This is a genomic window from Cedecea sp., from assembly GCF_036500665.1.
In the GTDB taxonomy this organism is placed as follows: Bacteria; Pseudomonadota; Gammaproteobacteria; order Enterobacterales; family Enterobacteriaceae; genus Cedecea.
Genome location: NZ_DASYBS010000042.1, coordinates 110456 through 124040 on the forward strand (window position 1 = coordinate 110456; position 13585 = coordinate 124040).

Annotated in this window: 13 protein-coding genes; 7 read left to right on the plus strand and 6 right to left on the minus strand. The window is 54.9% G+C overall.

The genetic code is table 11. From position 1 onward, the window contains the following. The first annotated feature begins 9 nt into the window (after positions 1-9). The 4 genes from VGM55_RS07140 to ruvB all read left to right on the plus strand — a co-directional run bounded on the left by VGM55_RS07140 (position 10) and on the right by ruvB (position 3025). Positions 10-750, plus strand: a complete 741-nt coding sequence (locus VGM55_RS07140; protein WP_154186631.1) for a YebC/PmpR family DNA-binding transcriptional regulator — start codon at positions 10-12, stop codon at positions 748-750. A gap of 40 nt (positions 751-790) precedes the next feature. After that, on the plus strand, positions 791-1312 hold the full coding sequence (gene ruvC, locus VGM55_RS07145) for a crossover junction endodeoxyribonuclease RuvC (protein ID WP_154186632.1): 522 nt from the start codon (positions 791-793) through the stop codon (positions 1310-1312). An 82-nt stretch (positions 1313-1394) separates the two neighbouring features. Further along, positions 1395-2006 carry a Holliday junction branch migration protein RuvA gene (gene ruvA, locus VGM55_RS07150; protein ID WP_331635088.1) on the plus strand — a complete coding sequence of 204 codons (612 nt, stop codon included), beginning with the start codon at positions 1395-1397 and terminating at the stop codon, positions 2004-2006. A gap of 8 nt (positions 2007-2014) precedes the next feature. Beyond that, the gene (gene ruvB, locus VGM55_RS07155) at positions 2015-3025 is read left to right on the plus strand and encodes a Holliday junction branch migration DNA helicase RuvB (RefSeq protein ID WP_154186634.1); all 1011 of its coding nucleotides are present in this window, start codon (positions 2015-2017) and stop codon (positions 3023-3025) included. Positions 3026-3080: 55 nt separating this feature from the next. Here the strand turns inward: ruvB and znuB are convergent, their stop codons facing one another. Both znuB and znuC read right to left on the minus strand, forming a co-directional pair. Beyond that, complete coding sequence (znuB, locus tag VGM55_RS07160) at positions 3081-3866, minus strand: zinc ABC transporter permease subunit ZnuB (protein WP_331635090.1); 786 nt, start codon at positions 3864-3866, stop codon at positions 3081-3083. After that, entirely contained in the window at positions 3866-4618 is a 753-nt protein-coding gene (znuC, locus tag VGM55_RS07165; protein ID WP_154186638.1) for a zinc ABC transporter ATP-binding protein ZnuC, read from the minus strand. The genes znuB and znuC overlap by 1 nt, the downstream gene beginning before the upstream one ends. Before the next feature lie 79 nt (positions 4619-4697). On the opposite strand from znuC, the gene znuA reads away from it, so the two are divergent. The 3 genes from znuA to lpxM all read left to right on the plus strand — a co-directional run bounded on the left by znuA (position 4698) and on the right by lpxM (position 8084). Next, positions 4698-5642: a zinc ABC transporter substrate-binding protein ZnuA gene (znuA, locus tag VGM55_RS07170; RefSeq protein WP_154186640.1), complete on the plus strand. Its 945-nt coding sequence runs from the start codon at positions 4698-4700 to the stop codon at positions 5640-5642. Between the two features lie 15 nt (positions 5643-5657). After that, positions 5658-6980, plus strand: coding sequence for a murein DD-endopeptidase MepM (gene mepM / locus VGM55_RS07175; protein ID WP_331635092.1), 1323 nt, complete (start codon positions 5658-5660; stop codon positions 6978-6980). Between the two features lie 123 nt (positions 6981-7103). Further along, on the plus strand, positions 7104-8084 hold the full coding sequence (gene lpxM / locus VGM55_RS07180) for a lauroyl-Kdo(2)-lipid IV(A) myristoyltransferase (RefSeq protein WP_154186641.1): 981 nt from the start codon (positions 7104-7106) through the stop codon (positions 8082-8084). 54 nt (positions 8085-8138) lie between these two features. On the opposite strand, the gene msrA is transcribed toward lpxM, so the two are convergent. The 4 genes from msrA to VGM55_RS07200 form a co-directional block, all read right to left on the minus strand. Further along, positions 8139-8858, minus strand: a complete 720-nt coding sequence (gene msrA / locus VGM55_RS07185) for a peptide-methionine (S)-S-oxide reductase MsrA (protein ID WP_331635094.1) — start codon at positions 8856-8858, stop codon at positions 8139-8141. Between the two features lie 14 nt (positions 8859-8872). After that, complete coding sequence (locus tag VGM55_RS07190) at positions 8873-10630, minus strand: cytochrome c biogenesis protein DipZ (protein ID WP_154186645.1); 1758 nt, start codon at positions 10628-10630, stop codon at positions 8873-8875. Between the two features lie 284 nt (positions 10631-10914). Continuing rightward, complete coding sequence (gene pyk, locus VGM55_RS07195; RefSeq protein WP_154186647.1) at positions 10915-12357, minus strand: pyruvate kinase; 1443 nt, start codon at positions 12355-12357, stop codon at positions 10915-10917. Positions 12358-12483: 126 nt separating this feature from the next. Then, on the minus strand, positions 12484-13353 hold the full coding sequence (locus VGM55_RS07200) for a MurR/RpiR family transcriptional regulator (RefSeq protein ID WP_154186649.1): 870 nt from the start codon (positions 13351-13353) through the stop codon (positions 12484-12486). Positions 13354-13585 lie beyond the last annotated feature (232 nt).

Sequence of the window (13585 nt, forward strand, 5' to 3'; positions counted from 1 at the left end):
GAGATTGTTATGGCAGGTCATAGTAAGTGGGCCAACACGAAACACCGCAAAGCAGCACAGGATGCCAAGCGCGGTAAGATTTTCACCAAAATTATTCGCGAGCTGGTAACCGCGGCCCGTCTGGGCGGCGGAGACGCAGGGTCAAACCCGCGCCTGCGCGCCGCTATTGATAAAGCGCTGTCAAACAACATGACGCGTGACACCCTGAACCGCGCGATTGCACGCGGCGTAGGCGGTGATGATGATGCGAACATGGAAACCATCATTTATGAAGGTTATGGTCCTGGCGGTTCAGCCGTCATGGTTGAATGCCTGAGTGATAACCGTAACCGTACCGTTGCCGAAGTTCGTCACGCATTCAACAAGTGCGGCGGCAACCTGGGTACCGACGGTTCCGTAGCCTACCTGTTCAGCAAAAAAGGGATTATCTCCTTTGAAGCCGGCGACGAAGATCAAATCATGGAAGCGGCGCTGGAAGCGGGTGCTGAAGACGTTGTGACCTTCGACGATGGCGCAATCGACGTTTACACCGCGTGGGAAGAAATGGGCGCCGTGAAAGACGCGCTGGAAGCGGCTGGCCTGAAGGCTGATAACGCGGAAGTCTCCATGATCCCTTCCACCAAAGCGGATATGGACGCGGATACCGCGCCTAAGCTGATGCGTCTGATCGATATGCTGGAAGATTGTGATGATGTGCAGGAGGTTTACCATAACGGTGAAATCTCCGATGAGGTGGCGGCTACTCTGTAATGGGGCAGCCTAACCCTGACCTGTGTTCAGGAGACGCGTGATGGCGATTATTCTCGGCATCGACCCGGGGTCACGCGTGACCGGCTACGGCGTGATTCGTCAGACCGGGCGGCAGCTAACCTATCTTGGCAGCGGCTGTATCCGAACGCAGGTCGCCGACTTGCCCTCGCGTTTGAAGCTAATTTACGCGGGGGTAAGCGAAATCATTACCCAGTTTCAGCCTGAGTATTTTGCTATTGAACAGGTGTTTATGGCGAAGAATGCGGATTCCGCGCTCAAGCTGGGGCAGGCTCGGGGCGCGGCAATTGTTGCTGCGGTAAATGCCGACCTGCCGGTGTTTGAATACGCTGCGCGTCAGGTCAAACAAACCGTGGTGGGTATTGGCAGCGCGGAGAAAAGTCAGGTACAGCACATGGTGCGTACCTTGCTGAAGCTTCCGGCCAACCCGCAGGCGGATGCCGCAGATGCACTGGCGATAGCCATTACGCATTGCCACGTGACGCAAAACGCGACGCAGATGAGCGAATCAAGGCTCAATCTGGCGCGGGGGCGATTAAAATAATTAAGGCTGGATATCTATCCAGCCTTTTTTATATCATAGGTTTAATAATTCGCGCATCAACGCTAAAACGCAGGAGCAGAATGTGATAGGTCGACTCAGAGGCATCGTGCTGGAAAAACAGCCTCCGCTGGTATTGCTGGAAACTAACGGTGTGGGTTACGAGGTATACATGCCAATGACCTGCTTCTATGAACTGCCGGAAATCGGCAAGGAAGCGGTGGTGTTTACGCAATTTGTGGTGCGTGAAGATGCTCAACTGCTGTATGGCTTTAATAATAAGCAGGAGCGCACGCTGTTCCGCGAGCTGATTAAAGTGAATGGCGTTGGGCCAAAACTGGCGCTGGCTATTCTTTCCGGCATGTCTGCCCAGCAGTTTGTGAATGCCGTTGAGCGCGAAGAGATTGGTTCTCTTATCAAGCTGCCGGGCGTCGGTAAGAAAACCGCAGAACGTCTGATTGTTGAGATGAAAGACCGTTTCAAAGGCATGCATGGCGATCTGTTTACCCCTGCAGCTGACCTGGTGCTAACCTCTCCGGAAAGCGGCCAGGCGGATGATGCGGAGCAGGAAGCCGTTGCCGCGCTCGTTTCTCTGGGCTATAAACCACAGGAAGCCAGCCGTATGGTGAGCAAAGTGGGCCGGGCCGGTGCCGACAGCGAAACCCTGATCCGCGAAGCGCTGCGCGCGGCGCTATGAGGTAGAGGATGATTGAAGCAGACCGCCTGGTATCGCCAGGAAACATCACCCAGGACGAATTAATCGATCGTGCTATCCGTCCGAAACTGCTTGAAGAGTATGTCGGCCAGCCGCATGTGCGCTCGCAGATGGAAATCTTCATCCAGGCGGCGAAGCTGCGCGGCGACGCGCTGGATCATCTTTTGATCTTTGGGCCGCCGGGGCTTGGTAAAACCACGCTTGCCAATATTGTGGCCAATGAAATGGGCGTTAATCTGCGCACCACGTCCGGGCCGGTGCTGGAAAAGGCGGGTGACCTGGCGGCGATGCTGACCAACCTTGAACCTCACGACGTGCTGTTTATCGATGAGATTCACCGTCTTTCTCCGGTGGTGGAAGAGGTGCTGTATCCGGCGATGGAAGACTATCAGCTCGATATCATGATTGGCGAAGGTCCGGCTGCGCGTTCGATCAAAATCGATCTGCCGCCGTTTACCCTGATTGGTGCCACCACGCGAGCGGGTTCATTGACCTCGCCCCTGCGCGACCGTTTCGGCATTGTGCAGCGGCTGGAGTTTTATCAGGTTGCCGATCTGCAGCATATCGTCGGGCGCAGCGCCAGCGTGTTGGGGCTGGAGATGAGCGAGGAGGGGGCACTGGAAGTTGCCCGCCGCGCTCGCGGTACGCCTCGTATTGCAAACCGCCTGCTGCGCCGCGTGCGTGACTTTGCCGAAGTGAAACACGACGGCGCGATTACGGCAGAAATAGCGGCGCAGGCGCTGGATATGCTTAACGTCGACAGCGAAGGTTTCGACTACATGGACCGCAAGCTGCTGCTGGCGGTTATCGACAAATTCCTTGGCGGCCCGGTTGGGCTGGACAACCTTGCCGCAGCCATCGGTGAGGAGCGTGAGACGATTGAAGACGTGCTGGAGCCGTTCCTGATCCAACAGGGTTTCCTGCAGCGTACGCCACGTGGGCGTATTGCCACGCCACGCGCCTGGACGCACTTTGGCATTGTGCCACCGGCTCAGCCGTGAATATTCCGCATTAAAAAAGGCGCCTTCGGGCGCCTTTTTCGTGTCTACATGAAGGTTAAGCCGGCTGTTTCTTTGCCATGCTGAGAATAAACAATACCGCAGCGGCCAGCACAACGGACGGGCCCGCCGGTGTATCGTAAAGTGCGGAGAAAGCGAGCCCACCGGTAACGGCAATGATACCAATAAGGACCGCAAAGCCGGCCATTTGCTCAGGCGTACGCGCGAAACGACGCGCGGTTGCCGCCGGGATAATCAGTAGAGAGGTAATGATCAGCGCCCCGACAAACTTCATTGCGACGCCGATGGTTAACGCCGTTACCAGCATCAGCAGCATTTTCACGCGCTGCAGATTCACGCCGTCGACGTGGGCGAGGTCCGGGCTGATGGTCATCGCCAGCAGACTGCGCCACTGCCACGCCAACACGCCAAGCACCACGACTACGCCTGCGGCGATGGACACAATGTCCGGCAGCGTGACCGACAGTAAATCGCCAAACAGGTAGGCCATCAGGTCAACGCGCACGTTCGACATCAGGCTCACCACAACAAGCCCGAGCGACAGGGCGCTGTGCGCCATAATGCCGAGCAGGGTATCAATAGCGAGGTGAGGGCGCTTTTCCAGCCACACCAGGCCAACCGCAAGCAGTAAGGTTACCGCGATAACGGCATAGAACGGATTAACGTTAAGCAGCAGGCCAAACGCCACGCCCAGCAGCGAAGCATGTGCCAGGGTATCGCCGAAGTAGGACATACGGCGCCAGACCACAAATGAACCCAGTGGCCCCGCCGCACAGGCAAGTAAAATCCCGGCCAGCCAGCCGGGTAACAACAATTCAAGCATTACTGTCCATTCCCTCTGCGCAGAACGATGCGACCCTGCAGATCGTGACGGTGATTATGGTGGTGGCGATAAATGCCTAACTGCTCAGCGCCGATAGGGCCAAACATTGAAATAAATTCCGGGTGCGTCGACACCACCTCTGGCGTACCTGAGCAGCAAATATGGTGGTTAAGGCACAGCACCTCATCGGTCTTTGCCATGACCAGATGCAGGTCGTGAGAGACCATCAACACCGAGCAGTTAAGTTCGTGGCGTAATTGATCTATCAGATTGTAAAGCGCCAGCTGACCGTTAACGTCAACGCCTTGAGTCGGTTCATCCAGCACCAGTAAATGCGGGGCATTAAGCAGCGCCCGGGCAAGCAATACGCGCTGATTTTCACCACCGGACAGCTTTTGCATTGGGGCATCAATTAAGTGCGCGGCCTGCACACGCTTCAGCGCCGGGAGAATATCGGCTTTCTTTACACCAGGACGCAGGCGTAAAAAGCGGCTGACCGTCAGCGGCAGGGTGGCATCCAGATGTAATTTTTGCGGCACATAGCCGATACGCAGATTTTGATCGCGTTTGATGATGCCTTTGTCAGGCGTCACGAGGCCAAGCACCACGCGTACCAGCGTTGATTTCCCGGCACCGTTTGGCCCCAACAGGGTCAGAATGCGCCCGGGCTTCAACGCAAGTGAGATATCGGACAGCACGCGTCGCTGGCCGAAAGAGACCGAGATATTTTCGAGTTCAACCAAATTTGTCATGACAATTTCAGGGGTTGCATAAGTTAGCGGATGTTATAATATCACAATTATTCTGGTTATCACGATGATAAGTTGCATTATGTTACATAAAAAGACACTTCTTTTCGCTGCATTTTCCGCCGCCCTTTGGGGCTCTGCCGCTACCGGCGCCAACGCCGCCGTCGTTGCCTCCATTAAACCGCTGGGTTTTATCGCCTCCGCCATTGCTGACGGGGTGACTAGCACAGAAGTATTGCTGCCTGATGGCGCCTCTGAACACGATTACGCGCTGCGTCCGTCCGATGTAAAACGCTTACAGGGCGCGGACTTAGTTGTCTGGGTTGGGCCAGAGATGGAAGCCTTTATGCAAAAATCCGTGCGTCAGGTTCCTGAACCAAAACAGCTTGAGCTGGCAGCACTCGCCGGCGTGAAACCGCTGCTGATGAAAGGCGGCGAAGACGACGACCATGACCACGGTGACGAACCGGTTCACATTGCAAAGAGTGACGAAGATCACCATCACGGCGAATACAACTTGCACATTTGGCTCTCCCCAGAAGTGGCGCGGCTGTCGGCGGTTGCAATCCACGATAAATTAGTGGAACTTATGCCCGAAAATCGAGCCAAACTTGACGCCAACCTGAAAGATTTCGAGTCAGGCTTAGCCGACGCCGATAAGCAGGTTGGTTCCGTGCTGTCACCGCTGAAAGGAAAAGGGTATTTCGTTTTTCATGACGCCTATGGCTACTTTGAAAAACACTACGGTTTAACGCCGCTTGGCCACTTTACCGTGAACCCTGAAATACAGCCCGGTGCGCAGCGTTTACATGAAATCAGAACACAGTTGGTTGAGCATAAAGCGGTTTGCGTTTTTGCTGAACCACAATTCAGGCCAGCGGTAATTAACGCCGTTGCCAGAGGCACTAACATTCGCTCCGGCACTTTAGATCCTCTGGGCATGGGAGTCGCGTTGGGTAAAAACAGCTATATGCAGTTTATGACCGCACTTGCGAACCAGTATGCGAGCTGCCTGAAAGGAGATTAACGAGGAAGTGAATACGTGCAACAGATAGCCCGCTCTGTCGCCATGGCATTTGACAATTTGTCACGACCCCACCGCGTTATGCTGGGGTCCCTGACGGTTCTTACGCTTGCGGTCGCGGTATGGCGACCGTCCATTTACCATCCGCAGTCCAGCCCGATAATCAAAACTATCGAGCTTGAGAAAAGCCAGATTCATTCGCTGCTGCCGGAAGCCAGTGAACCTCTTGACCAGTCTCCCGACGCTGAGGATGACACTATCCCGCAGGATGAGCTGGACGAGAAGACCTCCGGTGAGGCTGGCGTCCATGAATATGTGGTATCAACCGGCGATACGCTGAGCAGTATCCTTAATCAGTACGGCATCGACATGGGCGACATTAGCCAGCTTGCTTCCGCTGATAAAGATCTGCGTAATATGAAGATTGGCCAGCAGCTTTCCTGGACGCTAAATGCCGACGGCGATCTACAGCGCCTGACCTGGGAAATGTCGCGTCGTGAAACGCGAACCTATGACCGTACGGGTAACGCGTTCAAAATGAGCAGCGAAACCCAGCAGGGCGATTGGGTTAATAGCGTGTTGAAAGGTACGGTGGGCGCGAGTTTTGTTTCCAGCGCACGTGATGCTGGTTTGACTAGCGCTGAAATTAGCTCGGTTATCAAAGCGATGCAGTGGCAAATGGACTTCCGCAAGCTAAAAAAAGGCGATGAGTTCTCCGTATTAATGTCCCGTGAAATGCTGAACGGCAAGCGTGAGCAAAGTCAGCTGGTTGGCGTACGTCTGCGCAGCGACGGCAAAGATTACTACGCGATTCGCGCAGAAGACGGTAAATTCTATGACCGCAACGGTTCCGGCCTGGCGAAAGGCTTTATGCGCTTCCCAACCGTGAAGCAGTTCCGCGTCTCGTCGAACTTTAATCCACGTCGTCTCAATCCGGTAACCGGCCGTGTTGCTCCTCATAAAGGCGTCGATTTCGCGATGCCGCAGGGTACACCTGTGCTGGCCGTTGGCGACGGTGAAGTCGTCATGGCGAAGCGCAGCGGTGCCGCTGGTTTCTTTGTTGCTATCCGCCACGGCCGCACTTATACCACCCGCTACATGCACCTCAAGAAGCTGCTGGTGAAACCTGGGCAGAAAGTGAAACGCGGCGATCGCATTGCGCTCTCTGGTAACACAGGGCGTTCTACTGGCCCACACCTGCACTACGAAGTGTGGATTAACCAGCAGGCGGTTAATCCGCTGACGGCTAAACTGCCGCGTTCTGAAGGTCTGACCGGGTCCGATCGCAGTGATTACCTGGCACAGGTGAAAGCTGTCGTGCCGCAGCTGCGCGTTGACTAATTCTGCCTCATAATGAAAAGCCGGTACTCGTGACCGGCTTTTTCTTTTGTCTGTCGCCCGTCGCCCCGCTAAAATAACGATAAATTCGTCTCGCCAGGCCGCTGGCGAACTATTGAGAGCCGCATGGAAAAAGCAAAAAAAAACCACAGTGAGTTTATCCCCGAATTTCAAAAAGCCTTTTTACATCCGCGCTACTGGGGAGCATGGCTTGGCGTTGGCGCTTTTGCCGGACTGGCGCTTCTGCCTCCGGGGCTCCGGGATCCTTTGCTGGGTAAAATTGGGCGTTTAGCGGGCCGTTTGGGAAAAAGCGCCAGACGCCGTGCGCAAATCAACCTGCTTTACTGCTTCCCTGAAATGCCTGAAGACCAGCGCGAGGCCGTCATTGACCGCATGTTTGCCACCGCGCCGCAGGCAATGGTCCTGATGGCTGAATTGGGCCTGCGCGATCCGAAGAAAGTGATGACGCGTGTGGACTGGCACGGCAAAGAAATCGTGGATGAGATCCGTGCGCAAGGGGAAAACGTGATTTTCCTGGTGCCCCACGGCTGGGCGGTAGATATCCCTGCGATGCTGATGGCCTCTGAAGGCCAGAAAATGGCGGCGATGTTCCACAATCAGGGCAACCAGCTGTTTGACTATGTCTGGAATACCGTCCGGCGCCGCTTTGGTGGCCGTATGCACGCTCGCAACGACGGCATCAAACCGTTTATCAGTTCGGTACGTCAGGGCTATTGGGGCTACTATCTTCCGGACCAGGATCACGGGCCTGAACACAGTGAGTTCGTCGATTTTTTTGCTACCTATAAGGCGACGCTGCCGGCGATTGGCCGGCTGATGAAAGTGTGTCGTGCTCGAGTCATTCCGCTGTTCCCGGTCTATAACAGCGAAACGCATCGGCTGGATATTTTTATCCGCCCGCCGATGGACGATCTGCTGGAAGCCGATGACCATACCATCGCCCGCCGGATGAACGAAGAGGTGGAGCTGCTGGTTGGCCCGCATCCGGAACAGTACACCTGGATCCTGAAACTCTTAAAGACCCGCAAAGAGGGCGAGATAGAGCCTTACTGCCGGGACGAACTGTTCCCGAAGACGAAGAAGTAGCTTACTTTGCTTAAAGGAAAAACCGCGCCAATGCACAGCAGGCGCGGTTTTTTTTCAGGATTTTACCAGTACCGGCTCTTTGCTCCACAGCGCGGGGAACCGTTTTTTAAGCTGTTCAACCTTAGGAAGGTCGTTGATAACGATGTAAGGGTAGTTCGGGTTGTCGTTAAGGAAATTCTGGTGGTATTTCTCCGCGGGGTAGAACTGGGCATGCTCTTCCACCGTTGTCACCAGCGGGGCACTGAACCGGTGGCTGGCGTTAAGCTGTGAAATATAGGCTTTTGCAACTTTCGCCTGAGAGTCGCTGAGCGGGAAAACGGTCGAACGATATTGTGTACCGTAGTCCGGCCCCTGGCGATTCAGCTCCGTTGGGTTATGCGCCACGGAAAAGTAAACCTGCAGCAACTGGCCATAGGTGACTTTTGCCGGGTCGAAGATAACCTGCACGGACTCAGCGTGCCCGGTCATCCCCATGCTCACCGTCTCATAATTCGCCGTACGTGCCTTGCCACCCGTATAACCGGATATTGCGCTGGTCACGCCTTTAACATGCTGAAAAACGCCCTGAACGCCCCAGAAACAGCCGCCGGCAAAGACGGCGGTTTCGAGGTGTGCGCCCGTGGGTGACTCGTCCTGCAAGGGCGCAGGAATAGCAACCGCCGGTTCCGCCTCAGACCATGCGGTGTTCTGGAAAACCAGCGCGGCGATAATGAGAACAGGCGCGCTGAATAACGCTAAGCTGCGCTTAGCGGAGGAAACAATCGTGGTTTTCATCTCAAACCTCCCGGTTAACCGAACGTAAAGGCATAGGCGTTGACGCCAGCATCTTCAAATTCGATGCTGAAGGTGTGCTCGCCGCTGCCGCTTGACTGACGAATGAGTTGATACAGGCGCTGTTCGGTCACCGTGCCGCTGCCGTCTGGCGCGACGTCTGAGCCGTGAACGCTGCCCGGTGCCTGGCCATCGATAGTGACTTTAAAACGAACCGGTTTACCTTCAGTCCCCGGGCCGAGAACAAGATGCAAATCGCGGGCATGGAATTGATAGAAAATCCGGCCATTAGCGTGATTAAGCGCGATGCTCTCGCCGCTAATTGTCCAGTTTCCCTCGAGCCCCCAGCTATCAAGCGGCAGCGCGGAAGGCTGACGGTAGTCTGCGGGCTTATCTCCGGTTACGTCACCTGAAGCAAAGTTTTGCGCACGCATGTAGCCGAGATAGGTCTCCGGTGAAATATCATTCTGGCCACTGGCTGCCTGCTCTACGCCGCTGGCAGAAACCGCGCTGATGTTGCTATTAACATTTTTTGCGCCAGCCTGGCGCAGCAGTTCCTGAATGACGCGCTCTGATTGCGCATAATCCCCTTCGCCGAAGTGCTCGTAACGAATATGGCCATTGGCATCAATAAAGTAGTGCGCAGGCCAGTACTGGTTATTAAATGCCCGCCAGATGCTGTAATCGTTATCAATGGCGATGGGGTAGGTAACGCCCAACTTTTTCGCCTCTTTGGTGACGTTGCCTATGTCGCGTTCGAAGGCAAATTCTGGGGCATGCACGCCGATGACCACCAGGCCCTGGTCGCGATATTTCTCAGCCCAGGCCTTCACATACGGGAGTGAGCGCAGGCAGTTAATGCAGGAGTAGGTCCAGAAATCAACCAGCACGACTTTGCCTTTCAGCGATTCGCCAGTGAGCGGTGGAGAGTTAAGCCATCGGGTCGCCCCATTAAGTGGCGGCATTGCGCCCGCATCGGTCAGCGTTGGGATCGCGTCATCGTCAGACGTTTTCACCACGGAGGCGGGCGAGGGGGCGTTCGCTGTCGTACTGTCCGGGGACAGGTGCTTAACCAGAGACTGTTCAATCCCGCCGGTGGATGCCGTAGACAGGCGAGCCAGAACGCCAGTATCTAAGCCAAAGGTAATCGCGACCACGCCCAGCAGCATGCCGGCACCCAGGATACGGCGGATCCATTCCCCCACGCCAAGAGAGCGCTTCATCGCGCTAAAGACTTTGCCGCCAATCAGCAGCGCGAGCGCAAGCGAGGTAGCTGCGCCTGCAGCATAGGCTAACAGCAACAGCGTTGAGCCCACGTTAGCGCCCTGCAGCGCGGCTCCGGTGAGTACCAGTCCTAAGATAGGGCCAGCGCATGGCGCCCACAGTAAACCGGTAGCGATGCCGACTAAAAATGAACCACCTGGCCCCGCGGGCTGGCCCGGTGCTACCCGGTTGGACAGTGAATTACCGGCGGTAACAAGCGGGTGCATTATCCGATCGGCAAGGCGAGGAAACAGTAGGGTGATGCCAAACAGCGCCATCAGGACTAATGCGATGCCACGGCCATACTGGTTAGCCGCCACCACCCAGCCGCCGCCAACGGCCGCAAGGGTTGCAAACAACGTAAAGGTTAATGCCATACCGGCCAGCAGCGGCAGTCCGGCACGAACAAAAGGCTGGTCGGAGCGGGCAAATACAAACGGCAGCACCGGCAAGATGCAAGGGCTGGCAATGGTTAACAGGCCGCCCAGATAAGCAAGAATAATTACCAGCATCGTCAATGTCCCTGTGAGGGTATGAGAAGGATGTTTCGGCAAATATAGCCGCGACATCGGTCGATATTTCGCAAAAGACGCCGAGCCTTATTTGCGAAGGATGCTGTCAATTTACACAGAGAATGCTTACTAAATCCTCGTCGAAAGTTAACAAATTTGTGATAACTTCCCGAGGGCGATGGAAGGGGATAATGTGAGCGTAGCGGAGAATGCCCCAGGGCACCCACCGCTAATTTTGTGAAGATGTTTCAGGTGGACAGCAGGCTATCTGTGCCCGCTAAACATCACTCAACGCAGAGGATGCGGGTGGTGTTGGTGGTGCCGATGGTGCTCATGACGTCACCCTGGGTCACGATAACCAGGTCGCCGGAGATAAGGTAGCCCTTATCACGCAATAGGTTTACCGCATCATTCGCGGCGACCACGCCTTCGTTCACGCTGTCAAAGTAGACCGGCGTTACGCCCCGGTACAGCGAAGTCAGGTTAAGCGTACGTTCGTGGCGGGACAGGGCGAAGATAGGTAAGCCGGAGCTTATACGGGATGTCATCAGTGCGGTGCGCCCGGACTCTGTCATCGAGATGATAGCGGTAACCCCTTTCAGGTGGTTAGCGGCATACATCGCGGACATTGCGATAGCTTCTTCGACGTTATCGAACTGCACGTCGAGACGATGTTTGGAAACGTTAATGCTTGGGATTTTTTCTGCACCCAGGCAAACGCGAGCCATAGCCGCTACCGTTTCTGCAGGGTACTGGCCCGCGGCGGTTTCTGCCGACAGCATGACCGCATCGGTACCATCCAGCACGGCGTTTGCCACGTCCATGACTTCCGCACGGGTTGGCATGGGGTTGGTGATCATCGACTCCATCATCTGAGTGGCAGTGATCACGGCACGGTTCAACTTACGGGCGCGGCGGATTAAGGTCTTCTGAATACCGACCAGTTCCGGGTCACCGATTTCAACGCCAAGGTCACCACGCGCCACCATCACAACGTCCGAGGCGAGGATAATATCGTCCATTGCCGCTTCATCGCAGACGGCTTCCGCACGCTCAACTTTCGCTACAATTTTCGCATCGCAACCCGCATCGCGCGCCAGGCGGCGGGCATAATTCAGGTCTTCGCCACAGCGAGGGAAGGAGACGGCCAGGTAGTCCACGCCGATTTTGGCGGCGGTAATGATGTCCGCTTTGTCTTTTTCGGTCAGCGCTTCGGCAGATAGACCGCCACCCAGTTTGTTGATTCCTTTATTATTGGACAGTGGGCCACCCACGGTCACTTCGGTGAATACTTTCAGCCCCTGAACATCCAGCACTTTAAGCTGAACGCGACCATCGTCAAGCAGCAGAATATCGCCGGTGACAACGTCAGCCGGTAATCCTTTATAGTCAATGCCAACTTTCTCTTTATCGCCTTCACCTTTGCCCAGGTTGGCATCCAGCAGGAATTTGTCGCCCAGGTTGAGGAAAACTTTGCCTTCTTTGAAGGTGGAAACGCGAATTTTTGGGCCCTGCAAATCACCGAGGATCGCCACGTGGCGTCCCAGCTTCGCGGCAATTTCACGAACTTTATCCGCACGAAGTTGATGATCTTCTGGTGAGCCGTGGGAGAAGTTCATACGCACCACATTAGCGCCGGCGGCAATAATCTTTTCTAAGTTATTATCGCGGTCGGTTGCCGGGCCTAAGGTGGTAACGATTTTGGTTCTACGTAGCCGTCTGGACATGTATTACTCCGTTGACTGAAACAACTTGGTGTTGCGTGAACAAAACTCGGTGGGTCAGGGGACGCTGTGAGCACCCATGACAACGTAACCGAATAGACTAATAAGTTACAACTTTGTTATCAAAATTTAACGTTCATCGCCAGAGATAAGGCGTTCTTTATCAAAGCGCGATTCTTTGAGCGCTTCCTTGACTCGCTTCAAGTTATCCCTGAATTTTGCCCCTCTGCGCAAAGTAAAACCCGTTGCCAGCACGTCAATGACGGTTAGCTGCGCGAGACGAGACACCATTGGCATATAGATATCGGTATCCTCAGGGACATCAAGCAGCAATGAAAGCGTGGCCTCGCGGGCAAGCGGACTGCCCTCAGAGGTGATGGCGAGGACAATGGCATCGTTTTCACGCGCCAACTGCGCAAGTTCAACCAGATTTTTGGTGCGGCCAGTGTGGGAGATAAGCACCACAACGTCCTGCTCGGTACAATTCATACAGCTCATACGTTGCATAACGACGTCATCTGAGTAAATGACCGGTACATTAAAGCGGAAGAATTTGTTTGTGGCGTCGTGGGCCACCGCGGCTGAAGAGCCCAGGCCAAAGAAGGCAATTTTCTTTGCCTGGGTGAGCAGATCGACGGCGCGATTGACGGCTGACATATCCAGCGACTGGCGAACCCTGTCAAGGCTCGCCATTGCGGACTCAAATATCTTGCCGGTGTAGGACTCGACGCTATCATCTTCATCAACATTCCGGTTTACATACGGCGTGCCATTCGCCAGACTCTGAGCTAAGTGTAATTTAAAGTCCGGGAAGCCTTTGGTTTCGAGGCGGCGGCAGAAGCGGTTAACGGTAGGCTCGCTGACGTCAGCGCTGCGGGCAAGCGTAGCGATGCTGGAGTGAATGGCATCCTGAGGAGCGGCGAGAATCACTTCTGCGACTTTGCGTTCCGATTTGCTAAGGTGTTCCAGCTGAGACTGGATTTTTTCCAGCATATTCATAAAGACGGGCACTCATGGGTTTTAGCGATTTCAGCAAAAGAAGAAATCGTGGGCCGATTTAGCAAGAATATACTCTCGCTAAAATGTGAAAGGGCGAGTCACTGCATTAATGTTGTTGTTTTTTTTCATTACATGATCGGTGTCTAACTTTGGCAACGGTTACATCGCGTAAAAAAACGGCACGGAATGACACTTTAGTGCGGCATTGTGGGAAAAGTTAGCAAATGAGGCG

Coding starts and splice junctions, on each gene's coding strand:
- VGM55_RS07140 (WP_154186631.1), top strand. CDS start 10: ATGGCAGGTCATAGTAAGTGGGCCAACACGAAACACCGCAAAGCAGCA.
- ruvC (WP_154186632.1), top strand. CDS start 791: ATGGCGATTATTCTCGGCATCGACCCGGGGTCACGCGTGACCGGCTAC.
- ruvB (WP_154186634.1), top strand. CDS start 2,015: ATGATTGAAGCAGACCGCCTGGTATCGCCAGGAAACATCACCCAGGAC.
- znuB (WP_331635090.1), bottom strand. CDS start 3,866: ATGCTTGAATTGTTGTTACCCGGCTGGCTGGCCGGGATTTTACTTGCC.
- znuC (WP_154186638.1), bottom strand. CDS start 4,618: ATGACAAATTTGGTTGAACTCGAAAATATCTCGGTCTCTTTCGGCCAG.
- znuA (WP_154186640.1), top strand. CDS start 4,698: ATGTTACATAAAAAGACACTTCTTTTCGCTGCATTTTCCGCCGCCCTT.
- lpxM (WP_154186641.1), top strand. CDS start 7,104: ATGGAAAAAGCAAAAAAAAACCACAGTGAGTTTATCCCCGAATTTCAA.
- msrA (WP_331635094.1), bottom strand. CDS start 8,858: ATGAAAACCACGATTGTTTCCTCCGCTAAGCGCAGCTTAGCGTTATTC.
- VGM55_RS07190 (WP_154186645.1), bottom strand. CDS start 10,630: ATGCTGGTAATTATTCTTGCTTATCTGGGCGGCCTGTTAACCATTGCC.
- pyk (WP_154186647.1), bottom strand. CDS start 12,357: ATGTCCAGACGGCTACGTAGAACCAAAATCGTTACCACCTTAGGCCCG.
- VGM55_RS07200 (WP_154186649.1), bottom strand. CDS start 13,353: ATGAATATGCTGGAAAAAATCCAGTCTCAGCTGGAACACCTTAGCAAA.